The following is a 25,163-nucleotide window of genomic DNA, read 5'->3' as shown; positions in this document are numbered from 1 at the left end:
AAGACATTTATGTCTACCTCGTTTTTGGCGAGTCTTAGTAATTAAGAGGAGGTGCAAGTATGTACGCAATTATCGAAACAGGTGGAAAACAAATTAAAGTTGAAGCTGGTCAAGCAATCTACATTGAAAAATTAGATGTTGAAGCTGGTGAAACTGTTACTTTTGACAAAGTTCTTTTCGTTGGTGGCGAAAACGTTAAAGTTGGTAGCCCAGTTGTAGAAGGTGCAACAGTTACTGCGAAAGTTGAAAAACAAGGTCGCGCTAAGAAAATCATCGTTTTCAAATACAAAGCGAAAAAGAACAATCGTAAGAAACAAGGTCATCGTCAACCTTACACTAAGCTAGTTGTTGAAGCTATCAACGCTTAATTCAGGTTAACATGATTAAAATTACGATAAGTCGCACGAAATTAGGAAGTATCCAATCATTTAAAATGACTGGACATGCCAATTATGCGCCACATGGACAAGATCTTGTCTGTGCTGGAACTACAGCGGTTGTGTTTGGTTCTATAAATGCAGTGGAAGAACTTTGTAATGTGCAGGCAACTATTGAACTCGGAAGTGATGGCGGATTCTTAACGTATGAATTGCCTAATGATTTAGACGTTCATACAGCAGAAAAAGCACAGATACTTTTAGAAGGATTGGTTGTTTCGCTTAAGACGATCGAACTTGATTACGGAAAGTATATCCGTTTAATAGAAAAAGTGCAGGAGGTGTAACGTATGTTAAGATTAGATCTTCAATTTTTCGCATCTAAGAAAGGTGTAGGTAGTACAAAGAACGGTCGTGACTCTCAGTCAAAACGTCTTGGTGCTAAACGCGCAGATGGTCAAACGGTTTCAGGTGGTTCAATTCTTTACCGTCAACGCGGTACAAAAATTTATCCAGGTGTTAACGTTGGTCGTGGTGGCGATGACACTTTATACGCGAAAGTTGACGGCGTAGTACGCTTTGAGCGTCTTGGCCGTGACCGCAAACAAGTGAGCGTATATCCTGTTGCTCAAGAAGCATAAGAACTCACGGAAAACTCTAACCTGAGTGCAGGTTAGAGTTTTTCTATATTAAGGGGTATCTAAATGAATGAAAAATGGACAATTATAGATGCATTGCGTCATTCAAGACATGATTGGCTCAATCGTATGCAGATGGTGAAAGGAAACCTTTCCCTTGGAAAAGTGGAAGAGATTCATAGTCTCATCGATCGTTTTGTCCAAGAAGCGAGACAAGAATCCAATCTGATAGGGCTATCAATGCCTTTATTTTCAGAGTGGATTTTAACATATAATTGGAAACAGCAGCCGTGCTTATTGGAGTACGAAGTATTAGGGAAGTTACATAACTTATCTCACTTAGATGAGACTGTATGTATATGGACGAATCAATTTTTCTCAATACTTCAGCATAGTTTAGACGTATATGTTGAAAATTATGTTTGTATCACAATTGAATGTGACGCGGAGAATGCTCGTTTCTTTTTTGATTTTCGTGGTAAGCTAACGAGTGTAGAAGAACTACAGAATTGGCTTGCGAACCAAAACAATAAATGGTATTCCATTTCTTATACAGTACGAGACGAAGAAGTCTCAGTTATATTACAACCAATTGAAAAAAGTGTGGTGAAATAATGTTTGTAGATCAGGTCAAGATATATGTAAAAGGCGGCGACGGTGGTAACGGAATGGTTGCGTATCGTCGTGAGAAGTATGTACCTAAAGGTGGCCCAGCAGGTGGCGACGGTGGTAAAGGTGCAGATGTTGTTTTTGTTGTTGAGGAAGGCTTACGTACATTAATGGATTTCCGCTACCAACGTCATTTCAAAGCTGATCGTGGTCAGCACGGAATGAGTAAAGGACAGCACGGTCGTAAATCTGAAGATTTAATCGTAAAGGTTCCACCGGGGACAATAGTAAAAGATGAAAAAACAGGTGAAATTCTTGCCGATTTAGTAACGCATGAACAAACAGCTGTAATCGCAAAAGGTGGCCGCGGTGGCCGTGGTAACTCACGTTTCGCAACACCGACGAACCCAGCGCCAGAAATCGCTGAGAACGGGGAACCAGGTCAAGAACGTGATGTCACGCTAGAACTTAAAGTGCTAGCAGATGTTGGACTTGTTGGATTCCCAAGTGTAGGTAAATCTACATTATTATCTGTTGTATCATCAGCGCGTCCGAAAATTGCAGAGTATCACTTTACAACAATCGTTCCAAATCTTGGTGTTGTTGAAACTGGTGATAACCGCAGCTTCGTTATGGCTGACCTTCCTGGACTAATTGAAGGCGCACATGCCGGCGTCGGACTTGGACACCAATTCTTACGTCATATTGAGCGTACACGTGTAATCGTGCACGTTATCGATATGTCTGGTTTAGAAGGTCGTGAGCCATATGAAGATTATGTAACAATCAATAGTGAACTAAAAGAATACAATATGCGTTTAACTGAGCGTCCGCAAGTTGTTGTTGCAAACAAAATGGATATGCCAGGTGCAGAAGAAAACTTACAAGCATTTAAAGAAAAATTGGGAGACGAAGTAAAAATCTTCCCAGTCTCAGCTGTAACGAAACAAGGTGTTCGTGACTTACTATTTGAAGTAGCGAACTTATTAGAAACAACACCAGAATTCCCAATGTATGATGATGTGGAAGAATCTGAAGCAAGTGTAATGTACAAATTTGAATCTGAATCTAATTTTGAAATTACACGCGAAAGTGATGGCACATTTGTTATTTCTGGTTATGATATTGAGAAAACATTCAAAATGACAGACTTCTCACGTGATGAATCTGTACGCCGATTTGCTCGTCAAATGCGTGGAATGGGTATTGATGAAGCCCTTCGTGCACGTGGTGCAGTAGACGGAGATATTGTAAAAATTCTTGAATATCAATTTGAATTTATCGATTAAGACTGCCGAAATATGGCAGTCTTTTTTTATTGCAAATGTCTGATTCATATAGGAAAAAATACCCACTAATTAAATTTTCAATTTATAATAGAACAAGGAGTGGTTTTGGAAGAATTTTTTATGGGGAGAAAACGAACATGTATAAAATATTAATTGTAGAAGACGATGAAAAAATCGCGGGGATATTAGAAGAGCATTTAGAAAGGTATGGCTATCAGTCATTTAGAGCAAGTGATTTACGACATATAAAAGATGAGTTCGTAAAGGTAAATCCACATCTCGTGTTACTTGATATTAATTTACCGTATTTTGATGGTTTTTATTGGTGTCGTCAAATCCGCAGTGTATCGAATGCACCAATTATTTTTGTTTCTGCAAGAACAGGGGAAATGGATCAAGTAATGGCAATTGAAAATGGAGGTGATGATTACATTACGAAGCCATTCCATTTAGATATTGTAATGGCAAAGGTGAAAAGTGCACTTCGCCGTGGGTATGGTGAGTATGCCTCTGTTGCTGAGAGTGATTGTTTAGGTGTAAATGGACTGTTGTTATTCCCATCACAACACATCGTTGAGTGGCAGGGGCAACAAACGGAGCTGACCAAAAATGAATTTTACTTATTAGAGTGTTTAATGAAACAAGCAAATCAATATGTAACGCGCGAAGAATTGTTAGAAGCCCTGTGGGATGAAGTAGCCTTTGTTGATGATAATACATTAACTGTAAATGTAAAACGTGTAAGGAAGAAACTAGAGGAGCTAGGCATTAAAAATGCGATTGTAACGAAACGTGGATATGGTTATGCGCTTCTTACAGAGTGGGGAGAAGGGCATGAAGGTTAAAAATTACCTCATGGACCGCTTTTCTTTAATTCTTTCCTATATCGTTAGCCTTTGTTTATTTGGGCTCGTTTTGCAGCTGCAAAGTCTTTTAGAAAAGCGATCCATTGATTGGAGTACGTGGTTATATGGACTTTTATTAGGGACAGTTGTATTTACGGTATACCTCATTTACGATTATCGAAAACGAAGTATATTTTTAAAAAGAATCGAAAAATATGTTGCCAGCGGAAATACCTTACACGACTCTTTACTTATTGATACTTCTTATACGTCAGAGCAAGAGATGGTCGTTGAATCATTTACGTTATTAAGACAGCAATATATGAATGAAGTTCATAAACAACATGCGAAAGAACAGCAGCAAATGATATTTATGAATCAATGGATTCATCAAATGAAAACACCAGTATCTGTTATTGAATTACTATTACAGAAGTTTGGTAAAGAACATCGTGAAGCAAGAGCAACAGTTGAAAGTATTCGTGAAGAAAATAATCATATATTAAATGGTTTAGATTTAGCGTTACATATGGCAAGGTTAGAGCAGTTTGCGAAAGATTATAAAGTAGAAGTAGTAAATGTGATAGATATTGTTCGAGGTATTATTAATGAAAATCGAAAATCCTTTATTCAATCGTCTGTATTCCCGAAAGTAATGTTTGAGGAAGATACTTGTATGGTTGCATCTGACAGAAAATGGCTCAGTATTGCTATAGGTCAAATTGTTGTAAATGCAATTAAGTATACGAAAATTTCAGAAGCAGAGAAAAAGGAAATTCAATTTCAAATTGAAGAGAAAGACCAAAAGGTGTTATTACATATTAAGGACAATGGAATCGGTATTCCAGAGCAAGATGTAAAGCGTATATTTGATCCATTCTTTACGGGAATAAATGGCCGTAAAACGAGAGAAGCGACTGGAATGGGTTTATACATTGCGAAGGAAATTTGCGATAACTTACATCATGGAATGTATGTGCAATCGGCTGAAGGGGAAGGGACAACATTCACGTTCCAATTTGCAAAAGATGAAGAATATCATACATTAATGAGAAAAATGACAAAACTGTAAGATAACAAAACGTTTTGTAAGGGAAATCACTCGTTTCTTTTTCTTATTTTTCTTATAGTAAATGTAAGAAGAAAACACAGAGGGGGATTAGAAATGAGTGTTCTTGAAGTAAAAGGATTAACGAAGGTGTACCAATCAAAAGGTTCAGTAGCGACGACTGCTTTAAACGATATAAATTTTAAAATAGAAGAAGGCGAATTTGTAGGGATTATGGGTCCTTCAGGAAGCGGGAAAACAACGCTTTTAAATTTATTAGCAACAATCGATAAGCAAACTTCAGGTCATGTGCTTGTAAATGGCGAAGAAATTAATCAAATGCGTGCTGCAAAATTAGCGGAGTTTCGCCGTACACATTTAGGGTTCATTTTCCAAGATTTTAACTTACTTGATACGTTATCGATTAAAGAAAATATCATTTTACCACTTGTAATGGCGAAGAAATCTGTAAATGAAATCGATGCAAAAGTGCTTGAGATTGCAAAGTTTTTAAATATCGAAGAAATCTTAAATAAAAAAGTATATGAAGTATCAGGCGGACAGCAACAACGTGCAGCAGCAGCGAGAGCAATTATTCATGAACCGACGTTAATTTTAGCGGATGAGCCAACTGGAAACTTAGATTCGAAGTCAGCAAAATCATTAATGAGTGCGTTGCAAGATTTGCATGAACAAAAGAAAGTGACGATTGCAATGGTAACGCATGATCCGGTAGCGGCGAGTTATTGCGAACGTATTCTTTTCATTCGCGACGGAGAAATTTTCTCAGAAATACATAAAGGAAGAACGAAACAAGCCTTTTTCCAAGAAATTCTGGACGTACTTGCGATGCTAGGAGGAGAATATCATGAACTTTCGCCAGCTCGCGCTTAATAACGTAAAAGGAAATTGGCGTAATTATAAAGCTTTCCTTATTAGTAGCTGTTTATCGATTGTCGTATTTTTCATGTATGCTTCCTTCATTTATCATCCAGATGTCGTAAGCGGTAATATTAGTATGAGGGATATGATCTCAAAAGGGCTAGAATCGATGAACTATATCGTAGTCATCTTCTCAGCACTCTTTATTTTATATGCAAATTCAACATTTTTACGAGCAAGGAAAAAAGAATTTGGTCTACTAACATTAATAGGCGGAACGAAATCTCAACTTGGCCGAATGATTATATTAGAACAGCTTATGTTAGGTAGCATTGCCATTGTAGTAGGTATTGGGCTTGGCATGCTTTGTTCAAAATTATTTTTCCAAGCATTAAGCGTTATATTGAAAATAGATAAAACACTTCCACTCGTATGGAATAGTAAAGCAGTTTTGATTACAGCGGGTGTATACTTTATTCTATTTTTAATCCTATCATTGTTTAGCGTTTGGACAGTAGGACGCTTGCAAATTATTGATTTATTAAGAGAAGCAAGAAAACAAAAAGTAGAACCTTTTGCATTTACATGGTTATGTGTAGCGGGGATAGGATGTATTATTGTTGCATATGTACTTAGCTTCCAAGTGACATTTATGAATTTTATCATTCTGTTTTTACCGATTGTAGGGCTGACGATAGGCGGAACTTATTTGCTGTTTACACAAGGTAGTACAGTCGTATTAAAGGCGTTACAAAAACGAAAAAAATCTTTTTATACATATCCAAATATGTTCGTACTTAGCAATCTTATTTATAAAATGAAAGATAATGCTCGTTTTCTATTTGTAATTTCTATCATTACGGCCGTTGTATCTTCAGCAGTTGGTACACTGTACGTATTTTTTGAGGATATGAGTTATAAGGCAGTAACTAGTACTCCGCATGCTATTTCGTATGAGGAAAAAGGCATTCATACGCATAATGTCATCAAAGAAGGAAAAACAAAAGAATTAATAAAAAAACACGGGTTTGAAAATGCGCGAGAAGTAACGTACGTAAAACTTCCTGGAACTCAAAAAATCACGATGTTTAACAGTGAACATGAAGTGCCAATGGCGATTGTTTCAGAAAAAGAATATAACGCTGAAGTACGTAAACAAAAGAGAGAGCAAGTTAGAGAAGTTCATAATGCACCAGGTAGTGCAACGATGGTCATCATGGATATGGTGAACGATATGATGAAGATAGATCTTGCGAAACCGTATGAATTTAAAATTAACGGACAAACGCAGTCTGTTCAACTGAATAAGCCAACTTCATTTTCTGTTTTTAATGATAGTGAATATCTCATTGTGAATGATCAAGATTTTGAGAAATACGCAAAACTCGTACCAGATGAAGAAAAGACGAAATATTACGGTTATTATATAGAAGACTGGAAAAGTACAGAAGACCTTGTGTTAGATTTGAAAAAGGAAATTGCACCAGATAAGCAAGCGGAATTAAATAACTCGGTGCTCACTTATAAAAATATAAGGGAATCAGGAGCAATTACGATGTTTATCGGTTTCTTTGTAGCGGTACTGTTCTTCTTCTTCGCTTGTAGTATGACATACTTTAAATGGTTTAACGATAAAGAACAAGATCGTATTCAATTTAAATCATTAAAGAGAATTGGTATGACAGATAAAGAAGTTCGTAAAATTGCAATTCGACAAATGGGTGTTATCTTCTTTATCCCAATTTTAATCGGTGCAATTCATAGTGGATTTGCTCTTCATACGTTAGGAAAAATGCTTTATATCGATTTATGGAAATCAGGTGCGATTGTAATTGGGGCATACATTGTAGCTTCTGCGATTTACTTTATGATCGCGCAAAGGGGATATTTGAAACACGTGCAAAGCTAGAGAAACCTCTAGCTTTTTGCCTATGTAGTAAGTTATAGGGGGACGATAGATGAACATTCGGCAACTAGCGCTGCAAAATATAAAAGGAAATTGGCGTAATTATAAAGTGTTTTTCTTAAGTAGTTGTTTTGCGATATTTGCGTCTTTTGCATACATGTCTGTCATTGTACATCCGTATATGCAGGAGACGATGTGGTATCAAAATGTACGCTGGGGACTTATCGTATGTAATGTTATAATCATCTCTTTTTTCGTCATATTTATTTTGTACTCCACTTCTATTTTCATAGAGGCACGTAAGAAAGAATTAGGATTATATATGTTAATGGGAGCAACGAAATCTAACGTAATAGGAGTGATTATGACCGAGCAAATATTGATCGGGGTATTTGCTAATATTTTCGGTATTGGGCTTGGTATGATCTTTTTAAAGCTCTTTTTCATGGTGTTTAGTATGTTACTGGGGCTTCCGAAAGAACTCCCCGTTATATTTGACGTGAGAGCAATTGGAGGAACGTTTATTGCGTATATGGTCGTATTTGTTGTCTTATCTTTTATAAGTGCTTTACGAATATGGAATATAAAAATCATTCGGTTATTGAAAGAATTTCGAACAGATAAAAAAGAGAAGAAAACATCAATGTGGCTTTGTATATTCGGCTTTATTTGTTTAGGGATAGGATATGCGTTAGCGTTACAAGCGACGATACCAACGATAGCGTTATACTTTTTTCCTGTTTCTATACTTGTCTTTTTCGGAACGTATTTTTCTTTTACACATGGCACTGCTCAAATATTAGAAATGATAAAACGAAATAAAAAGATTATGTATACATATCCGTATTTATTTATAGTGAATCAATTGTCACATCGAATGAAAGAAAATGGTCGCTTTTTCTTTCTGATGTCTATGGCAACGACGTTTGTAGTTACGGCAACGGGTACGGTGTTTTTATATTTTTCTAGTATGCAAGATATGTGGCGGGGCGGGGGCGTGCACTCATTTTCTTACATAGAAAAAGGTACTTCTTCTCATGAAGTCTTTGCGGAAGGCACGATTGAACAATTATTGCATCAATATGGGTATGATGACTTTCAATCTATGAGTTTTGTTGGAGTTTATGCATCCTTTCAGTCTAATAAAGGAGAAACAACAATAGCACCGCTTATAAAAGAAAGTGAATATAACCAAGAAGCGAGGAAACAAAAACAGAAAACATATCGTCCTAAAAAAGGTACAGTGACACTTGTTTATTATAATAAATACAATAATTCGAATGTATATAATCAAAAAGAGATTCAATTGCAAGTAATGAATCAAACATATTCATTCGTATTTAATGGTCAGAAGGAAGGGGTACAATTTAACTATCACCCTTCGCACATTAATGGTCTGTTCTTCGTCATGAATGATGAAAACTTTGACAGTATAGCAAATCAGGTTCCTGATTCTGAAAAGATGATATATAGAGGCTACACATTACCAAATATCGAAAAGACGAAGAAATTAAATGAAGATTTACGGAAACATATGAAACAAGATAATAATAATGCGTTTCGAAGTAATATGGAGTTATATGTAAATATGAAAGAAGGCGGCGATATTACTCTATTTGTAGGCTCATTCATTAGTATATTATTCTTTCTTACTTCATGTAGCATCGTATATTTTAAATGGTTTCATAATATTTCATCGGATAGAAAGCAGTACGGTGCACTCTCTAAACTGGGAATGACGAAGGAAGAAGTTTGGAAGGTTTCTCGCTGGCAATTGTGTATGCTATTTTTTGCGCCAATTCTAGTTGGGAGTATGCATAGTGCAGTTGCGTTATATACGTTTCATAATACGATCTTTATGGATGGTTCATTAAGAAAAGTAGGCTTGTTTATTCTGTATTATATCGCTGCATGCATCGTTTATTTCTTTTTCGCTCAAAGAGAATATAGGAAACATTTAGACTAGCGAATGCTAGTCTTTTTTTAATATTCCAAATTTACATAGAAGAATATAAAAAAGTATGGTATAACAGTAAGAAAACGAAAAAGAGGGGAAAAGACGATGATTCGAGTAGGATATTTAGGACCAGAAGCAACATTTACAAATATGGCGGTGAGTCGTTTTTTTCCGGAAGCAGAGCATGTACCGTATCGAACGATTCCAGACTGCATTGATGCAGCTGCAAATGGAAATGTAGATTATGCAGTGGTACCACTAGAAAACGCCATAGAAGGTTCAGTGAATATAACAGTTGATTATCTTGTACATGAGCAACCACTTTCTATTGTAGGAGAAATTACAGTACCAATTCAGCAACATCTACTTGTACATCCGCAGTATGCAGAAGTGTGGGAAGAAGTATATGCGGTGCATTCTCATCCGCATGCTATTGCGCAGTGTCATAAATTTTTAAATGAAGAATTAAAAGGGGTAACCGTCCGAGATATGACATCAACCAGTGCCGCTGCGCAATATGTGAAAGAACATCCTGAAGAAAAAATCGCTGCCATTGCAAATGAAGCAGCTGCAGAAAAATACGGATTAACGATTGTAAGACGTAGTATTCATACACATAAAAATAATCATACACGCTTCCTCGTGCTCCATAAGAGAAAGAAAGCAATACTCCCAAATAACGGAGAAAACCGCGGAGAGAAAACGACGCTTATGATAACGTTACCTGCTGATTATGCAGGGGCACTATATCAAGTGTTATCAGCTTTCGCATGGAGAAAATTAAATTTATCAAAAATCGAATCGCGTCCGATGAAAACAGGTCTTGGAAATTACTTTTTCTTAATCGATGTCGATAAAGCATACGATGATGTATTATTGCCAGGTGTAACGATGGAACTTGAAGCACTCGGTTTTTCTGTTACTGTGCTGGGGAGCTATTCTTCTTATTGGTTGTAAGGGGGAGCTAGGTTATACCGTGTGATAGATAAATAAAATCCCACCTATAGATGGTGGGATTCTTTATTTTAACTTCGCAAGACGATCTTCTAACTGACCACGCCAAATATCAGCTAGTGCTGGAACAGCAAGAATCTTTTCAATGCCATCTTTATCTTTTCTATTATGAAAATAAATTTCGTTAGAGAACAAAACAGATACATTGCTCGGTTGACGTTCTAGTAATGTAATTTTAGAATCTTTACGTACAGTATCTTCTTGAAGAACGCGGCATAGGTAACCAGTAAATCCAGTTGCTACAATGCGCGGCAGTATGCCAGGAATACCAAGGCGTTTTGAAATCGTGCTACAAGGTACTCTTGCTTGTGTGACCTGAATGATTGCTTCACCTAGTTGATATGTATCTCCAATGCAAACATCACGCTCTAACATATTTGTTACGGTAATGTTTTCGCCAAATGTGGAAGCTGGAAGCGTTGTTTGAAATTCTTCTTCCCATAGTGCGTAATGCTCGTGTGGGTACACACAAACTGCGCGGTCAGGTCCCCCGTGGTGTTTTAAATCCGCTACGTCATCACCACGAAATCCATCTTTTGAGAGAAAAGCTTCTTCTGCAAGTTCTTTACATATACCAGTAATCATTTCTTTATCTTCGCTATATTTCATTTGTTTCGGTTTGCCAATGCTAAAGTGAACGAGTTCAATTCCCATTTTTGATCCCCTTTACAATTGATTACAATATTATAGCATTAAAAAAGCACAGAGAATGATAAAAAACTCTGTGCTTTACATGAATTAGTAAACGAGAAATCCTGCTTTATCTAGTGCCTCACAAGCAGCGTCTAACTTTTCTTTTGAATCTGCCTCAATTGTATGTAAGTGAATACCATCTGTTAGTTGCGAAAGATAGGAAGCATTTGTGTTTTCGATTTTTTGTAAATATTGCTCTACATCAAAGCGATTACTTACCATGATGGATGCTGTTAAGTCACCGTATACAGGGTGCTCAACTTTTACATCTTTAATCGTAACGCCGTGATCAACAAGCATTGTAAGTTCTTGACGTACTTCCGCTGGTTTATGTTGGCATACAATTACGCGTTCAAAAGCTTGTTGTTTCTCTTGTGGTTTTAAATATAAATATCCTTGAGCAGTTGCAATAATTGGTTCGTTTCGTGCTTTAAGCAAGGAAATATCTTGCACGATAACTTGTCGACTTACATTTGTTTTTTTCGATAGTTCATTCCCAGATAACGGTTCATTTGCAGCGAGAAGCCACTGAAGGATAAGTTGTCTTCTTTCTTCACCTAAAATCTTTTTTTGGTCATTTTGTTTCATTATGATTTAACACCTCTATAAAATTGATTTCCAATTGTGTGTAGTGCATGAATAGTAGTATCAATTTGATCTTTCGTTGTTTGTTGTCCGAAAGAGAAGCGGACATATTGTTTTGCCTCTTCATACGTTTTTCCAATTGCAAGCATTGTTTTCGAAGGTTCTTGTTTACCGACTTGGCAAGCACTTCCGGTAGAAATGGCAATACCGTGGCGATTACATTCTAGCATTGTATATTGACCTTCTATTCCTTTTATTGTAACCCCAATAATATGTGGTAAACAAGAAGTAGAATGTCCTTCTACTTGAATTTCTAGAGGAAGTGCTTGTAATCGTTCTAAAAAGTAGGATCGTAACTCTTTAAAACGTAAGTTTTCTTCCTGCTGACTTTTTAATATATTCTCAGCAGCTGTTAAAAAAGATGCGATGCCAGGAACGTTCACTGTACCTGGGCGAAACCCCTTTTCGTGAGAAGTTCCTGGAAATATTTGTGCCCAGCGAACTTGCGGATTTATATAGCAAGCGCCAACACCTTTTGGTCCGTAAATTTTATGTGCTGAAACAGAAAGACTATCAATCCCCATCTCAAAAACATTGATAGGAAGCTTACCAAATGTTTGCACACAATCGGAATGAAATAAAACGTTATATTTTTTTAAAAGTGCCCCGATTTCTAGGATGTTTTGGACGGTTCCGATTTCAGAGTTTCCATGCTGTATACTTGCTAGAACAGTATTCTCTGTAATTGCTGTTTCTAAATCATCTAAATGAATTCGCCCATCTTTATCAACAGGAATTTCAGTAATTGTATACCCTTCTAATTGTAAGGATTGAAAATAACTTCGAATGGATGCATGTTCCATAGGTGTCGTAATAATATGCTTCTTATTTCGGGCATTTAGAAGAGATTGAATCGCAAGATAGTTAGATTCCGAGCCGCCGCTCGTGAAGAATACCCCTTGTTCTTTTCCTCCAATCATATCAGCAAATGTTTTTCTGCAAACTTGTAATAAAGAAGAAGCTGTTCCTCCAATATCATGTAAACTTTGCTCATTTCCGAAGTATTGCGATGCTGCTTTTATATATGTTTGTAATGCTTCCACGCTCATAGGTGTAGTAGCTGCATAGTCAAGATATATCATCATGTAAGGTCCTCTCTCTAGTAAGAGTTACATTTCTATTATTTTTTAAATGGTAGTGAAAATAAGAATTATAAAAAAACTCTTGTCATTATTTTAAAACTATGTAAATATAGGTGTCAAGACAGTTGAAAAGTGTAAAGTAGGAGGCAACAATTATGCCAAGTGCAGATGTCTTAATTATTGGAAGTGGCGTTGCGGCACTTCGTGTTGCGAAAGAGATTTGTCACGAAAAGAATGTGATTATTATCACAAAGGAAACGAACCGTAATAATAATACATATTTAGCGCAAGGCGGAATTGCCGCAGCGGTTGCTACATATGACAATCCAAATGATCATTTTGAAGATACGTTAGTAGCAGGGTGTCATTATAACAATGAAGAAGTGGTTCGTTATTTAGTCAAGGAAGGACCGAAAGAAATAAATAATCTCATTGAAAATGGAATGAAATTTGATGGAGATGAAACGGGTCCTCATCTTGGAAAAGAAGGTGCACATCGAAAGCGTCGCATTTTACATGCAGGTGGCGATGCAACAGGAAAGAATTTATTAGAGCATTTCATTCAAGAAGTAGCTCCGCACGTTACGGTAGTGGAACAGGAAATGGTGCTCGATTTTATTATAGAAAATGATAAATGTGTTGGAGTTTTGACACGAAATAGTGAAGGGAAACTGAAGCGTTACGTTGCAGATTATACAGTGTTAGCAACAGGTGGAAGTGGCGGTTTATACGCTTTTACTTCTAACGATAAGACAATTACGGGTGATGGACTTGCGATGGTATACCGCGCAGGCGGGGAGCTCGTAGATTTAGAGTTTGTACAATTTCATCCAACAATGTTATACGCGAACGGGCGATGCTGCGGCCTCGTCTCTGAAGCTGTCCGTGGTGAAGGAGCTGTCCTTATAAATGGAAAAGGGCAGCGTTTTATGATGGATATACACCATGATCACGATCTCGCTCCCCGTGATGTAGTGGCAAGAGCGATTCATGAACAGTTTTTGGCGGGTGAAAAAGTGTATTTGAACATCGAGTCTATCCAAAATTTTGAAGAACGTTTTCCGACTGTATCATCATTGTGTAAAAAGAATGGTGTCGATATAAATATAAAACGTATTCCGGTCGTACCCGGTGCTCATTTTCATATGGGCGGCGTGAAAACGAATTGTGATGGGGAGACGTCCATTCCAAATTTATATGCGGTCGGTGAAGTAGCTTGTAACGGTGTTCATGGAGCAAATAGGTTAGCCAGTAATTCATTATTAGAAGGTCTTGTGTTTGGAAAAAGAATAGGAAAACATATTTTAACGAAAGCGGCAAAAGACGGATTGAACAACTTCGCTGAGAAGGAAAAGAAATTTATCGTTCTGAATCATTTGCCGGCGAAAGAAGAAATACAAGAATGCATGATGAAATATGTTGGGATTGTGCGAACAGAGCAAAGTTTATCTTATGCAAAGAGATGGCTTAGTAAGTACGGTGTTCGAAATATGATATTACAACATGATGCTCTTACAAATGAAGAGATAACGCTTATTAATATGGTAACAGTCTGTGAGCTTATAGTCGTATCAGCTTTGCAAAGAGAAGAGAGTATTGGTGGTCATTACCGAAGTGATTATCCAGATAGAAATAGCGTGAAAAAAGAGATCGTTCGAATGAAAAGAAAACTACAACTTGTGTGATGAAGGGAAGAGGGGCTTTATGAACACGATAAAAGTGAAAGAAGCATTAAATCGATTTTTTCTAGAAGATATAGGAGAAAGAGATGTAACATCTCAGCTTATTTTTCCAGACAATTTACTTTCAAAAGGAACGTTTCTTGCGAAGGATACAGGTGTCTTTGTGGGGCGTTTAGTAATTGAAGAAGGATTTAAATTAATTGATGAAAGAATTGAAGTAGAGCTCCATAAAAAAGATGGAGATCTTGTAGAAAAGGGCGAAATAATAGCAACTGCGCAAGGACCAATTGCTTCGTTATTAACGGCAGAGCGCGTTATATTAAACGTTATCCAGCGTATGAGCGGGATAGCTACGATGACACATAAAGTCGTTCTTGCTTTAAATAGCAGCCATACACGTATTTGCGATACGCGAAAAACAATGCCGGGTCTACGTATGTTTGATAAGTATGCAGTCGTGTGCGGAGGCGGATTTAATCACCGTTTCGGTTTATATGACGGTGTCATGATTAAAGACAATCATATTGCTTTTGCTGGTTCTATTACGAAAGCTGTTACATCGGTGAAAGAAAAATTAGGGCATATGGTGAAAGTGGAAGTGGAAACAGAAACAGAGGAGCAAGTGAGAGAAGCTGTAGCTGCTGGTGCGGATATTATTATGTTTGATAACCGTACACCAGATGAGATTCGAGAGTTTTCAAAACTTGTACCAAGTGCCATCGTTACGGAAGCATCAGGAGGCATTACAATTGAAGATTTATCGAAATACGGAAAAACAGGGGTAGATTATATTTCACTTGGAGCGTTAACACATTCAGTGAAAGCACTTGATATTAGTTTCAACATAGAGGTGTAAGGAAAGTGGCTTAGAGGGGGAGAAAGGGATATGAGTATTTTAGAAAAAGTTCAACCGATTGAAACGATGTTACCAGAGCATTATTACACGATGACAATAGAAGATATGGAAAAGCGCGTTCGTGAAATTAAAGAAAAAATGGGGAAAACACTATTTATTCCAGGACATCATTACCAAAAAGATGAAGTGGTACAATTTTCTGATGCGGCAGGAGATTCACTTCAGCTTGCACAAGTTGCAGCGAGTAATAAAGAAGCAAAATATATTGTATTTTGCGGTGTACACTTTATGGCAGAAACAGCAGATATGTTAACGACAGATGATCAAATCGTTATGTTGCCAGATATGCGTGCAGGGTGTTCGATGGCAGATATGGCAGATATCGAACAAACAGAAAGAGCGTGGAAAGAGCTCAAAAAATTATTTGGAGATACGATGATTCCGTTAACGTATGTTAACTCTACAGCTGCAATTAAAGCGTTTTGCGGTCGTAATGGCGGAGCGACAGTAACTTCCTCTAATGCAAAACAAATGGTATCTTGGGCATTTACACAAAAAGAGCGCCTTGTCTTTTTACCGGACCAACATTTAGGAAGAAATACAGCGTACGATTTAGGTATCCCGTTAGATAAAATGGCAGTATGGGACCCGCATACAGATTCATTAGAGTACGATGGAGATATAGAAGAAATTCAAGTGATTTTATGGAAAGGACATTGTTCTGTTCATCAAAACTTTACAGTGAAAAACGTTGAGAACGTACGGAAAAATCATCCAGATATGAATATTATCGTACATCCGGAATGTTGCTATGAAGTTGTAGCTGCTTCGGATTACGCAGGATCAACGAAATATATTATTGATATGATTGAAGCGGCATTACCTGGAAGTAAATGGGCAATTGGTACAGAGATGAATTTAGTGAACCGAATTATTCAGCAACATCCAGATAAAGAAATTGTTTCACTTAATCCATTTATGTGTCCGTGTTTAACGATGAACCGAATTGATCTGCCGCACTTATTATGGGCGCTTGAAACGGTAGAAAGAGGAGAAGAAATTAACGTTATTAGCGTTGATAAACAAGTGACCGAAGAAGCGGTTCTTGCATTAAATCGTATGTTAGAGCGTGTGTAAAGCAGCGGGATTCCCGTTGCTTTTTTCATACATATAATCATAACGAGAACAAAATGGGCATACATTGTTTTGAAGAAATCATTGCGATTTTTTTGATGCTTATTCCACTTCGAACTAAATTGGAAATAGAAGAAGTGTTAAAAGTGAAAAGAAGTTCACGTTATTTAGAAGGTGTTACTTCATGAGGTTTGTTACTTATAGATAAGTTATACAGGAGGGGGAAAATTTGAAAATTCATATCGTGCAAAAAGGGGATACCCTTTGGAAAATTGCGAAAAAGTACGGAGTGGATTTTGATACGTTGAAAAAAACAAATACACAACTTAGTAATCCAGATTTAATTATGCCAGGTATGAAAATTAAAGTGCCATCAAACAGTGTTCATGTAAAACAGCAGGCTGGAGCAGGTTCAGCACCTCCAAAACAATATGTAAAAGAAGTGCAACAAAAAGAATTTGCAGCAACGCCAACTCCGCTTGGAATAGAAGATGAAGAAGAAGTTACGTATCAATCAGCACCAATTACACAACAGCCTGCTATGCAACAAACACAAAAAGAAGTGCAAGTAAAACCGCAAAAAGAAGTACAGGTAAAACCACAGAAGGAAATGCAAGTGAAGCCGCAAAAAGAAGTACAGGTAAAGCCACAAAAAGAAGTGCAAAAAGAAAAGCCAATTCAAATAGAAAAACCAGTTGAAAAACCGTCTGTTATTCAAAAACCGCCTGTTATAGAAAAACAAAAACCAGCAGAGAAAGAAAATACGAAGTTCTCAGTAAATGTTTTACCACAGCCGCCGCAACCACCAATAAAAGCGAAAAAAGAATATAAAATTTCAGATGTAATTAAAAAAGGAAGCGAGTTAATTGCTCCTCAAATTAATAAGATGAAACCTAATAACGTCATTTCTCCGCAAACGAAAAAAAATAACATTGTATCACCGCAAGTAAAGAAAGAAAATGTAGGAAACATAGTGTCACCGCAAGTGAAGAAAGAAAATGTAGGGAATATCGTGTCACCGCAAGTGAAGAAAGAAAATGTAGGAAATATAGTATCACCACCACAAGTAAAGAAACAAAACGTAGGAAATATCGTGTCACCGCAAGTGAAGAAAGAAAACGTAGGAAATATTGTGTCACCACAAGTAAAGAAAGAAAATGTAGGAAATATTGTGTCACCAAATGTATCGAAAGAAAATGTAGTGATTCCGCAAGTTATACCGCCAAATATTCAAGTACCAAATATCATGCCAATCATGGATAACAATCAACCACCAAACATCATGCCAATCATGGATAACAATCAACCACCAAACATCATGCCAATCATGGATAACAACCAACCACCGAACATCATGCCAATCATGGATAACAATCAACCACCAAACATCATGCCAATCATGGATAATAACCCAATACCAAACATCATGCCGATAATGGATAATAACCAAATGCCAAATATGATGCCAATCATGGATAACAATCAACCACCGAATATCATGCCAATCATGGATAATAATCAAATGCCAAATATGATGCCAATCATGGATAACAATCAACCACCGAATATCATGCCAATCATGGATAATAATCAAATGCCAAATATGATGCCAATCATGGATAATAATCAAATGCCAAATATGATGCCAATCATGGATAACAATCAACCACCGAATATAATGCCAATCATGGATAATAATCAAATGCCAAATATGATGCCAATCATGGATAACAATCAACCACCGAATATAATGCCAATCATGGATAACAATCAACCACCGAATATAATGCCAATCATGGATAATAATCAACCACCGAATATGCTGCCATATCAAATGCCATACCAACAACCTATGATGCCGCCAAATCCGTATTATCAACAACAAAATCCATATCAAATGCCGTATCAGCAAGGAGCGCCGCTTGGACCGCAATATACATCTATGCCAAATCCAAATATGATGCCAATGGATAATAATATGCCGCCGCTCGTACAAGGTGAGGAAGATTGTGGATGCGGAGGAGAAAGTAGACTATATAGTCCACAACCAGGCGGTCCGCAATATGCGAATCCTTTATATTATCAACCAACTCAATCGGCATATGCACCGCAGCCAGGAACGATGTATTACCAACCAGATCCAGCAAATGTATTTGGAGATCCAGTTTCAGAAGAAGAGGACGAAGAGGAAGTTTAAAAAAGGTGGGAGTATTCCCGCCTTTTTTGTATGTAGAGTCGTTCTGGAAACGGAAGATTTACATCAAATGTTAGAAAATCCCCAGTGAAATATTAACAGTGTAAAAACCTTCTCTGTTACTCATCATAAGAGGGAGCTTTTCAGAAGAGAAGCTCATTCTAACAGAGGGGGTTTTTGTATTGAATACGAAAGTAAAAGTGATTGCTGCTTCTTTGTTAGTTACCAGTGCATTAGCTGCATGTGGTACACCGAAAGATAACAATGCAATGGATGGACGTAACTACAATTACGACCGTACATCTTATAATGATACACACCAGTATCGTGATAATGTAACGCGTAATGATCGTTATACAGATTATGTAACATATAGAAATGGTCGTAACGGTACAGGATATAACAATTATTACCGTGATGTAAATTACAACGGGCAAATTGCGAATCCGCATCCAACTCGTAATATTACAATGAACAATTCATACATTAACAATGATGGTAAAACAGCAGAAAAAATTACAAATCGTGTGAAACGTATGAATAACGTAGACCGTGTGTCTACCGTTGTATATGGAAACGATGTGGCGATTGCGGTAAAACCGCGTAATCCAGTATCGAATGAAACGGCACTTGCAAATGAAGTTCGTCAAGCTGTTGTAAATGAAGTAGGAAACAGAAATGTGTATGTCTCTGTAAGAAATGACATGTTTACTCGTGTCGATGCAATGAGCACACGACTGCGTAACGGTACAGTTACAAACGATTTCAACCGTGACATAACAAATATGTTCCGAGACATCCGTTACGGTTTAACTGGCACTATGCGATAGCAAAACAAAAGAGGAAGGGCGAGCCCTTCCTCTTTATTCATCGTCATCTTGTAAACGACGTTTTTTAATGAAATAACTAACGGAATAAGAACCTAAAAAGCATATGAAGAGAATACCACCTGTTAAAATAGCTTCAAACAGGGGTCTTTCTGGACTGAAAATAATATAAATAATAGCCATAACGATTCCTACAATAAGAGAACGTAAAACAATTTTGTAATAAGGAGTTAATTTTATTTCCTTTTCACTTTCTTCTACATCAATTGAAACACTTAACTGTAAATAACTAAGTACGATACTCGTAAGAATAAATAATAGCCAAAATGGAGATTTCGTAATTTGATCCATTCCTTCAGTGAATCCGATATAGCCTAAAATTCCAATTATACCAAGTGATTGAAAAAGAAAGGCAATACGTACGTTTTTTAACGTTTGCAGAATGAGGCGTTCATCCTTTATTTTTTTCACAATATCCATCTCCTGTTTATTATGATTTCGCTGTTATATTCATTGTAACATATATATTGCATTTATCAATTTATAATTTACATACGATTCATTTGGATGAAAGAGGAAATGAATTATTTTTATAAACATGTTGCACTTATACTTTATTAATGTTATATTAGCAAAGCGATGAGCTAATTTACGTAAGACGAGAGATATGCTTAAGTGCTAAACACGCGAATGTGGTCGCCTGGTCTCTCGCCGTAAACGCATCAAGACGCCTGCTTTGCAGGCGTCTTTCATTTTATATAAAAACAAATGCTAATGCAGATAAGTATAAAACTTTATCTGCATTTTTTTATTTTCGAGAGAAATGTAATATGGTCATTTATATGGATAAAACCCCCATTTCCGGAAAAGCTACTAATGAAAGTTTGATCTTGCCTAAAAGAGGTGAACGGAAATGAAATGGATACTGATTGCGATGCAAGCTTTCGTTATGATGTTTTGTTTCGTTTATGAAACGAATGTGAAGGCGGAAGGACCAGTACCAGAAGTAACAGAAAAAGAGCCGGAAGTTACAATTTTATTAGAGCGAATGTATGTTGATGGAGAAGTAAGCGAGGAAATATTTACAGAAAAAGTGGCGGACTTAGAAAAGTTTTTACAGCAATATAAAGAATGGCAGCTTGTTGATCGTGATGATGTACAAATCGTATTACAAAAGAAAGTTGATGATATTTCTCCGTTATTAAAGACAAGCGGTTATTTTGGCGTGTCAGAGGAAGGGATATTACAAATTTTTAAAGGTGTACCGAAAAGTGATAATGCGATTCATTCCTTCTTTCAAATTGATATGAAAAAGCTAGAGAGTTATGAACGGGCGAAGTTGAAGCGTGGTATCCGTATTAAGTCAAAAGAAGGATTCGTGAAGACAATTGAAAAAATGAAACAATACGCAGTGCAAAATAAGAAAAAAAGCAGCTCATGGTGAGCTGCTTTTTTATTACTTATTCTTTTCCAAAATTTGTTTTGCGATTTCATCAATTAGCATGTCTTTTCCGATTGGATTGAATGCTTTCGTATTGAAGACTTCATTTGACACTTCATATACGTGATTATTTTTTACCGCTTTATTGTCTTTCCAAACGGCACTATTTTTGTAGTCTTCGTACACTTTATCAGCTTCGCCGCCGAAGTTTACAATAAACATTTGATCCGGCTGGAATGCAACAAGACCTTCTAGTGATACCTGCGCCATCGTTTGTTTTAAATCTGTCCCTTTTGTTGCAGGGAGTTTTAAGTCGTTAAAGATGATGTCACCGTATCCGAAGCTACCGTATACACGGAAGTTTTGTGGTGTAACTGCGACGAACATAAAGTTCTCATCTTTTGTTTTCTCTTTTATCTTTTTAGATAAAGAGTCTGCCTTTTTATCGTAGTCTGCAATCCATTTGTCTGCTTTCTTCTCTTCGTCAAATAGTTTACCTACTTCTTTAAACTTACCGCGCCAGTCTTCTAAGTTTGTTTCTAAAACAACTGTCGGTGCAACCTTTTCTAACTGATCATAAATCTTCAATTGACGATTATTTAAAATAATTAAGTCTGGTTTTAAAGCAGTAACAGCTTCTAAATCAACTTTAGGTGCCCAGTACCAACCTACTGCTTTTACACCATCTAATTTTTCTGTTAAGTGATTTTGGATTTTATCTTTATATGTGTTTGCTGTACCAACAGGTTTGTGTCCAAGAAGTAATAACTCTTCTGTTGATCCAGATAAGTCAACAATTCTCTTTGGATTTACTGGAATTGTAGCTTCCCCTTTAGCATGTTTTACAACTTTTGTTTTCGGTTGTTCTTTCGCTTTTGATTCTTCTTTTTGAGAAGAGCAGCCAACGATAGAAAGAACAACTAGCATAATAGTAAATAAGATAAATAGCTTCTGTTTCATCCTGATGTAACCCCTTTAATTAGTATTGATAATCATTATCGACTTCTGTATATTAAGGTGCTTTATACTTTCTGTCAATGGAAAATAACAGAAGTTTTAAACGGAGAACATTTGTTGGGGCAGTCTCGCTTTTCTATCATTAAATATGTTAAAATGGAATACATGATTTAAGAGGGAGAGATCGTATTTTGTTTGAATATGTTACAGGTTACGTGGAGTATGTAGGGCCGGAATATGTCGTAATTGACCATAATGGAATTGGTTATCAAATTTTCACACCAAATCCGTATGTATTTCAAAGAAGTAAGCAAGAAATCCGTGTCTATACATATCATTATGTGAGAGAAGATATTATGGCACTTTACGGGTTTAAAACCCGTGAAGAGCGTTTATTATTTACAAAGTTGTTAGGTGTGTCTGGTATTGGACCAAAAGGTGCTCTTGCAATTTTAGCTTCTGGTCAAACAGGACAGGTCGTTCAAGCGATTGAACATGAAGACGAGAAGTTTTTAGTGAAGTTCCCGGGCGTCGGAAAGAAAACAGCGCGCCAAATGATTTTAGATTTAAAAGGAAAACTAGCTGATGTCGTGCCAGATGCATTTGTTGATTTATTCTCAGACACAGAACGTTTTGATGAGAAGAAAGGTTCATCAGCTGAGCTTGATGAGGCGCTGGAAGCTCTGCGCGCACTTGGATACGCAGAACGAGAAGTTTCTCGCGTTGTACCAGAGTTATTAAAAGAATCATTAACGACGGATCAGTATATTAAAAAGGCACTTAGTCTTTTACTAAATGGTAAGAGGTGAGTATAATGGACGAACGTCTCCTTTCAGGGGAATCTGCATATGAAGATTCGGATTTAGAATATTCATTACGGCCACAGACGCTCCGTCAGTATATTGGCCAAGATAAAGCGAAACATAATTTAGAGGTGTTTATTGAAGCGGCGAAAATGCGTGAAGAAACGTTAGATCACGTGCTTCTATATGGACCACCAGGGCTTGGTAAAACGACGCTTGCCAATATTATTGCTAATGAAATGGGCGTAAATGTTAGAACAACTTCAGGGCCAGCAATTGAAAGGCCAGGAGATTTAGCAGCTGTATTAACAGCGCTTCAGCCAGGGGATGTATTATTTATTGACGAAATTCATCGCTTGCATAGATCGATTGAAGAAGTGTTATATCCTGCGATGGAAGATTTTTGTCTTGATATTGTAATTGGAAAAGGGCCGTCAGCACGGTCTGTACGTTTAGATTTGCCGCCATTTACATTAGTTGGAGCAACGACACGTGCGGGAGCATTATCAGCACCGCTGCGTGACCGTTTCGGTGTACTTTCGAGATTAGAATATTACACAGTAGATCAGCTTTCTGAGATTGTTGAACGTACAGCAGAAGTATTCGAAGTTGAAATTGATTCGTTAGCTGCACTAGAAATTGCAAGACGTGCTCGTGGTACACCTCGTATTGCGAATCGTCTTTTAAGACGTGTACGTGATTTCGCGCAAGTTCGTGGTAACGGAACGGTTACGATGGAAATTACACAAATGGCATTAGAGCTACTGCAAGTAGATAAATTAGGTTTAGATCATATTGACCATAAATTATTGCTTGGTATTATTGAGAAATTCCGCGGTGGCCCAGTCGGGTTAGAAACGGTTTCGGCAACAATCGGAGAAGAATCTCATACGATTGAAGATGTGTATGAGCCGTATTTATTACAAATTGGCTTTTTACAACGAACGCCAAGAGGCCGAATCGTAACGCCGCTTGCATATGAGCATTTCGGAATGGAGATGCCAAAAGTATGACGGAGATGCCGAAATTGCTTATTACAGCAGGTATCTTACTCATCGTTGTTGGCTTAGCTTGGAAGTTCATTGGAAGACTTCCAGGCGATATTTTTGTGAAAAAAGGTAACGTTACCTTTTATTTTCCTATCATTACATGTATTGTGATAAGTATTGTATTATCTTTTATTATGTATATAATAAATCGATTTAAATAAGAAATAGGTGGATATAGTTATGGATATAAATCTGTTTGATTTTCATTTACCAGAAGAACTTATTGCACAAGTCCCATTAGAAGATCGTGAAACATCAAGATTAATGGTGTTAGACCGTGAAACAGGTGACATTGAGCATAAACATTTTACAGACATTCTTTCTTACTTACATGAGGGAGATTGCTTAGTATTAAATGAAACGAAAGTAATGCCTGCTCGTTTGCATGGTGTGAAAGAAGATACAGGTGCACACATTGAAGTACTTCTTTTAAAACAAGAAGAAGGCGATAAGTGGGAAACGCTTGTTAAGCCAGCGAAACGCGTAAAAGAAGGAACTGTTCTCTCTTTTGGCGAAGGGAAATTAAAAGCAACTTGCATAGGAACTGCAGATCAAGGTGGACGTCAGCTTGAATTTTCATATGACGGCATCTTCTATGAAATTTTAGATGAACTTGGGGAAATGCCACTTCCTCCATATATTAAAGAGACGCTAGAAGATCGCGATCGCTATCAAACAGTATATGCGAAAGAAATCGGTTCAGCAGCAGCGCCGACTGCAGGACTTCACTTTACAGAAGAGTTACTGGAGAAGTTAAAACAAAAAGGCGTCGAGTTAGCTTTCATTACACTTCACGTAGGGCTTGGAACATTTAGACCAGTTTCTGCCGATACGATTGAAGAACACCATATGCACGCGGAATATTACCATATGTCTGAAGAGACAGCGGCATTATTAAATCGTGTGAAAGAGAGTGGTGGACGTATTATTACGGTAGGTACGACTTCAACTCGTACGTTAGAAACAATTGCGACAGATCATGACGGTAAGCTTTGTGCTGCTTCTGGCTGGACAGACATTTTTATGTACCCAGGTTATGAATTTAAAGCAATTGATGGTTTGATTACAAACTTCCATTTACCGAAATCAACATTAATTATGCTTGTAAGTGCATTTGCAAACAGAGATAATGTACTTCATGCTTATAATGAAGCAGTAAAAGAAAAATATCGTTTCTTTAGCTTCGGTGATGCAATGTTCGTTGCATCTCACGCTAAAATGGGAAACAAATAAAA

At 37.1% G+C, this 25,163-nt stretch carries 25 protein-coding genes, 1 pseudogene and 1 other annotated feature (1 of these 27 running past the window's edge); of the genes and pseudogenes, 21 read left to right on the top strand and 5 right to left on the bottom strand.

Annotation, left to right across the window (positions count from 1 at the left end; all coding sequences use genetic code 11):
• Positions 1 to 45 (top strand) — a sequence feature (ribosomal protein L21 leader region); it begins 33 nt to the left of the window's first position.
• Between the two features lie 14 nt (positions 46 to 59).
• From rplU to pheA, 11 genes are all read left to right on the top strand, one after another.
• Positions 60 to 368 (top strand): 50S ribosomal protein L21, encoded by a 309-nt coding sequence (rplU, locus tag ACTFOB_RS05115; protein ID WP_000270907.1) that lies wholly within the window; start codon positions 60 to 62, stop codon positions 366 to 368.
• 11 nt (positions 369 to 379) lie between these two features.
• Complete coding sequence (locus ACTFOB_RS05110; RefSeq protein ID WP_002008596.1) at positions 380 to 724, top strand: ribosomal-processing cysteine protease Prp; 345 nt, start codon at positions 380 to 382, stop codon at positions 722 to 724.
• A 3-nt stretch (positions 725 to 727) separates the two neighbouring features.
• Positions 728 to 1,018, top strand: a complete 291-nt coding sequence (gene rpmA, locus ACTFOB_RS05105; RefSeq protein WP_000944957.1) for a 50S ribosomal protein L27 — start codon at positions 728 to 730, stop codon at positions 1,016 to 1,018.
• 63 nt (positions 1,019 to 1,081) lie between these two features.
• Positions 1,082 to 1,630 carry a sporulation initiation phosphotransferase B gene (locus ACTFOB_RS05100; RefSeq protein ID WP_001003578.1) on the top strand — a complete coding sequence of 183 codons (549 nt, stop codon included), beginning with the start codon at positions 1,082 to 1,084 and terminating at the stop codon, positions 1,628 to 1,630.
• On the top strand, positions 1,630 to 2,913 hold the full coding sequence (gene obgE, locus ACTFOB_RS05095; protein ID WP_000497118.1) for a GTPase ObgE: 1,284 nt from the start codon (positions 1,630 to 1,632) through the stop codon (positions 2,911 to 2,913). The genes ACTFOB_RS05100 and obgE overlap by 1 nt, the downstream gene beginning before the upstream one ends.
• 137 nt (positions 2,914 to 3,050) lie before the next feature.
• A complete protein-coding gene (locus ACTFOB_RS05090) occupies positions 3,051 to 3,758 on the top strand; it encodes a response regulator transcription factor (protein WP_000276713.1) in 708 nt (235 codons plus the stop codon).
• On the top strand, positions 3,748 to 4,830 hold the full coding sequence (locus ACTFOB_RS05085) for a HAMP domain-containing histidine kinase (protein ID WP_440024862.1): 1,083 nt from the start codon (positions 3,748 to 3,750) through the stop codon (positions 4,828 to 4,830). The genes ACTFOB_RS05090 and ACTFOB_RS05085 overlap by 11 nt, the downstream gene beginning before the upstream one ends.
• 93 nt (positions 4,831 to 4,923) lie before the next feature.
• Positions 4,924 to 5,700: an ABC transporter ATP-binding protein gene (locus ACTFOB_RS05080; RefSeq protein ID WP_000114530.1), complete on the top strand. Its 777-nt coding sequence runs from the start codon at positions 4,924 to 4,926 to the stop codon at positions 5,698 to 5,700.
• Positions 5,675 to 7,597 (top strand): ABC transporter permease, encoded by a 1,923-nt coding sequence (locus ACTFOB_RS05075; RefSeq protein WP_440024860.1) that lies wholly within the window; start codon positions 5,675 to 5,677, stop codon positions 7,595 to 7,597. The genes ACTFOB_RS05080 and ACTFOB_RS05075 overlap by 26 nt, the downstream gene beginning before the upstream one ends.
• A gap of 49 nt (positions 7,598 to 7,646) precedes the next feature.
• The gene (locus ACTFOB_RS05070; protein ID WP_440024858.1) at positions 7,647 to 9,560 is read left to right on the top strand and encodes an ABC transporter permease; all 1,914 of its coding nucleotides are present in this window, start codon (positions 7,647 to 7,649) and stop codon (positions 9,558 to 9,560) included.
• A gap of 96 nt (positions 9,561 to 9,656) precedes the next feature.
• Positions 9,657 to 10,508 (top strand): prephenate dehydratase, encoded by an 852-nt coding sequence (pheA, locus tag ACTFOB_RS05065; protein WP_060632392.1) that lies wholly within the window; start codon positions 9,657 to 9,659, stop codon positions 10,506 to 10,508.
• Positions 10,509 to 10,571: 63 nt separating this feature from the next.
• Here the strand turns inward: pheA and ACTFOB_RS05060 are convergent, their stop codons facing one another.
• From ACTFOB_RS05060 to ACTFOB_RS05050, 3 genes are all read right to left on the bottom strand, one after another.
• On the bottom strand, positions 10,572 to 11,219 hold the full coding sequence (locus ACTFOB_RS05060; RefSeq protein WP_440024857.1) for an MOSC domain-containing protein: 648 nt from the start codon (positions 11,217 to 11,219) through the stop codon (positions 10,572 to 10,574).
• An 84-nt stretch (positions 11,220 to 11,303) separates the two neighbouring features.
• Complete coding sequence (locus ACTFOB_RS05055) at positions 11,304 to 11,846, bottom strand: transcription repressor NadR (RefSeq protein WP_000812240.1); 543 nt, start codon at positions 11,844 to 11,846, stop codon at positions 11,304 to 11,306.
• Positions 11,846 to 12,988, bottom strand: coding sequence for an IscS subfamily cysteine desulfurase (locus tag ACTFOB_RS05050; protein ID WP_440024856.1), 1,143 nt, complete (start codon positions 12,986 to 12,988; stop codon positions 11,846 to 11,848). Before ACTFOB_RS05050 ends, ACTFOB_RS05055 begins: the two co-directional genes overlap by 1 nt.
• 152 nt (positions 12,989 to 13,140) lie before the next feature.
• Between ACTFOB_RS05050 and nadB the strand changes: the two genes are divergently transcribed.
• The 5 genes and pseudogenes from nadB (at position 13,141) to ACTFOB_RS05025 (ending at position 19,681) form a co-directional block, all read left to right on the top strand.
• Positions 13,141 to 14,670 (top strand): L-aspartate oxidase, encoded by a 1,530-nt coding sequence (gene nadB / locus ACTFOB_RS05045; protein WP_440024855.1) that lies wholly within the window; start codon positions 13,141 to 13,143, stop codon positions 14,668 to 14,670.
• A gap of 19 nt (positions 14,671 to 14,689) precedes the next feature.
• Entirely contained in the window at positions 14,690 to 15,523 is an 834-nt protein-coding gene (nadC, locus tag ACTFOB_RS05040; RefSeq protein ID WP_151633548.1) for a carboxylating nicotinate-nucleotide diphosphorylase, read from the top strand.
• A 30-nt stretch (positions 15,524 to 15,553) separates the two neighbouring features.
• A complete protein-coding gene (nadA, locus tag ACTFOB_RS05035) occupies positions 15,554 to 16,660 on the top strand; it encodes a quinolinate synthase NadA (protein ID WP_440024852.1) in 1,107 nt (368 codons plus the stop codon).
• Between the two features lie 226 nt (positions 16,661 to 16,886).
• A pseudogene (safA, locus tag ACTFOB_RS05030) lies at positions 16,887 to 17,043 on the top strand (SafA/ExsA family spore coat assembly protein); the annotation flags it as partial.
• A 1,990-nt stretch (positions 17,044 to 19,033) separates the two neighbouring features.
• Positions 19,034 to 19,681 carry a YhcN/YlaJ family sporulation lipoprotein gene (locus tag ACTFOB_RS05025; RefSeq protein ID WP_440024851.1) on the top strand — a complete coding sequence of 216 codons (648 nt, stop codon included), beginning with the start codon at positions 19,034 to 19,036 and terminating at the stop codon, positions 19,679 to 19,681.
• 33 nt (positions 19,682 to 19,714) lie between these two features.
• On the opposite strand, the gene ACTFOB_RS05020 is transcribed toward ACTFOB_RS05025, so the two are convergent.
• Complete coding sequence (locus ACTFOB_RS05020; RefSeq protein WP_440024849.1) at positions 19,715 to 20,149, bottom strand: branched-chain amino acid ABC transporter substrate-binding protein; 435 nt, start codon at positions 20,147 to 20,149, stop codon at positions 19,715 to 19,717.
• A gap of 442 nt (positions 20,150 to 20,591) precedes the next feature.
• Between ACTFOB_RS05020 and ACTFOB_RS05015 the strand changes: the two genes are divergently transcribed.
• Positions 20,592 to 21,122: a BofC C-terminal domain-containing protein gene (locus tag ACTFOB_RS05015; protein WP_000871171.1), complete on the top strand. Its 531-nt coding sequence runs from the start codon at positions 20,592 to 20,594 to the stop codon at positions 21,120 to 21,122.
• 12 nt (positions 21,123 to 21,134) lie between these two features.
• On the opposite strand, the gene ACTFOB_RS05010 is transcribed toward ACTFOB_RS05015, so the two are convergent.
• A complete protein-coding gene (locus ACTFOB_RS05010; protein ID WP_151633558.1) occupies positions 21,135 to 22,079 on the bottom strand; it encodes an iron-hydroxamate ABC transporter substrate-binding protein in 945 nt (314 codons plus the stop codon).
• Positions 22,080 to 22,267: 188 nt separating this feature from the next.
• On the opposite strand from ACTFOB_RS05010, the gene ruvA reads away from it, so the two are divergent.
• The 4 genes from ruvA to queA are packed head-to-tail and all read left to right on the top strand — an operon-like array spanning position 22,268 to position 25,161.
• Positions 22,268 to 22,885, top strand: a complete 618-nt coding sequence (ruvA, locus tag ACTFOB_RS05005; protein ID WP_000464511.1) for a Holliday junction DNA helicase RuvA — start codon at positions 22,268 to 22,270, stop codon at positions 22,883 to 22,885.
• A 5-nt stretch (positions 22,886 to 22,890) separates the two neighbouring features.
• On the top strand, positions 22,891 to 23,892 hold the full coding sequence (gene ruvB / locus ACTFOB_RS05000) for a Holliday junction branch migration DNA helicase RuvB (RefSeq protein WP_000344467.1): 1,002 nt from the start codon (positions 22,891 to 22,893) through the stop codon (positions 23,890 to 23,892).
• Positions 23,889 to 24,089 (top strand): DUF2905 domain-containing protein, encoded by a 201-nt coding sequence (locus ACTFOB_RS04995; RefSeq protein ID WP_151633560.1) that lies wholly within the window; start codon positions 23,889 to 23,891, stop codon positions 24,087 to 24,089. Before ruvB ends, ACTFOB_RS04995 begins: the two co-directional genes overlap by 4 nt.
• A gap of 19 nt (positions 24,090 to 24,108) precedes the next feature.
• Positions 24,109 to 25,161, top strand: coding sequence for a tRNA preQ1(34) S-adenosylmethionine ribosyltransferase-isomerase QueA (gene queA / locus ACTFOB_RS04990; protein ID WP_440024847.1), 1,053 nt, complete (start codon positions 24,109 to 24,111; stop codon positions 25,159 to 25,161).
• Positions 25,162 to 25,163 lie beyond the last annotated feature (2 nt).

This window comes from Bacillus cereus group sp. MYBK79-1 (assembly GCF_051915365.1).
Taxonomy (GTDB): Bacteria; Bacillota; Bacilli; order Bacillales; family Bacillaceae_G; genus Bacillus_A.
This window is presented reverse-complemented; position numbering and strand designations above follow the sequence as displayed.

What these genes read in the sequence shown, in the direction of transcription:
- rplU (WP_000270907.1), top strand. Translation starts at nt 60, where the DNA reads ATGTACGCAATTATCGAAACAGGTGGAAAACAAATTAAAGTTGAAGCT.
- ACTFOB_RS05110 (WP_002008596.1), top strand. Translation starts at nt 380, where the DNA reads ATGATTAAAATTACGATAAGTCGCACGAAATTAGGAAGTATCCAATCA.
- rpmA (WP_000944957.1), top strand. Translation starts at nt 728, where the DNA reads ATGTTAAGATTAGATCTTCAATTTTTCGCATCTAAGAAAGGTGTAGGT.
- ACTFOB_RS05100 (WP_001003578.1), top strand. Translation starts at nt 1,082, where the DNA reads ATGAATGAAAAATGGACAATTATAGATGCATTGCGTCATTCAAGACAT.
- obgE (WP_000497118.1), top strand. Translation starts at nt 1,630, where the DNA reads ATGTTTGTAGATCAGGTCAAGATATATGTAAAAGGCGGCGACGGTGGT.
- ACTFOB_RS05090 (WP_000276713.1), top strand. Translation starts at nt 3,051, where the DNA reads ATGTATAAAATATTAATTGTAGAAGACGATGAAAAAATCGCGGGGATA.
- ACTFOB_RS05085 (WP_440024862.1), top strand. Translation starts at nt 3,748, where the DNA reads ATGAAGGTTAAAAATTACCTCATGGACCGCTTTTCTTTAATTCTTTCC.
- ACTFOB_RS05080 (WP_000114530.1), top strand. Translation starts at nt 4,924, where the DNA reads ATGAGTGTTCTTGAAGTAAAAGGATTAACGAAGGTGTACCAATCAAAA.
- ACTFOB_RS05075 (WP_440024860.1), top strand. Translation starts at nt 5,675, where the DNA reads ATGAACTTTCGCCAGCTCGCGCTTAATAACGTAAAAGGAAATTGGCGT.
- ACTFOB_RS05070 (WP_440024858.1), top strand. Translation starts at nt 7,647, where the DNA reads ATGAACATTCGGCAACTAGCGCTGCAAAATATAAAAGGAAATTGGCGT.
- pheA (WP_060632392.1), top strand. Translation starts at nt 9,657, where the DNA reads ATGATTCGAGTAGGATATTTAGGACCAGAAGCAACATTTACAAATATG.
- ACTFOB_RS05060 (WP_440024857.1), bottom strand. Translation starts at nt 11,219, where the DNA reads ATGGGAATTGAACTCGTTCACTTTAGCATTGGCAAACCGAAACAAATG.
- ACTFOB_RS05055 (WP_000812240.1), bottom strand. Translation starts at nt 11,846, where the DNA reads ATGAAACAAAATGACCAAAAAAAGATTTTAGGTGAAGAAAGAAGACAA.
- ACTFOB_RS05050 (WP_440024856.1), bottom strand. Translation starts at nt 12,988, where the DNA reads ATGATGATATATCTTGACTATGCAGCTACTACACCTATGAGCGTGGAA.
- nadB (WP_440024855.1), top strand. Translation starts at nt 13,141, where the DNA reads ATGCCAAGTGCAGATGTCTTAATTATTGGAAGTGGCGTTGCGGCACTT.
- nadC (WP_151633548.1), top strand. Translation starts at nt 14,690, where the DNA reads ATGAACACGATAAAAGTGAAAGAAGCATTAAATCGATTTTTTCTAGAA.
- nadA (WP_440024852.1), top strand. Translation starts at nt 15,554, where the DNA reads ATGAGTATTTTAGAAAAAGTTCAACCGATTGAAACGATGTTACCAGAG.
- ACTFOB_RS05015 (WP_000871171.1), top strand. Translation starts at nt 20,592, where the DNA reads ATGAAATGGATACTGATTGCGATGCAAGCTTTCGTTATGATGTTTTGT.
- ACTFOB_RS05010 (WP_151633558.1), bottom strand. Translation starts at nt 22,079, where the DNA reads ATGAAACAGAAGCTATTTATCTTATTTACTATTATGCTAGTTGTTCTT.
- ruvB (WP_000344467.1), top strand. Translation starts at nt 22,891, where the DNA reads ATGGACGAACGTCTCCTTTCAGGGGAATCTGCATATGAAGATTCGGAT.
- ACTFOB_RS04995 (WP_151633560.1), top strand. Translation starts at nt 23,889, where the DNA reads ATGACGGAGATGCCGAAATTGCTTATTACAGCAGGTATCTTACTCATC.
- queA (WP_440024847.1), top strand. Translation starts at nt 24,109, where the DNA reads ATGGATATAAATCTGTTTGATTTTCATTTACCAGAAGAACTTATTGCA.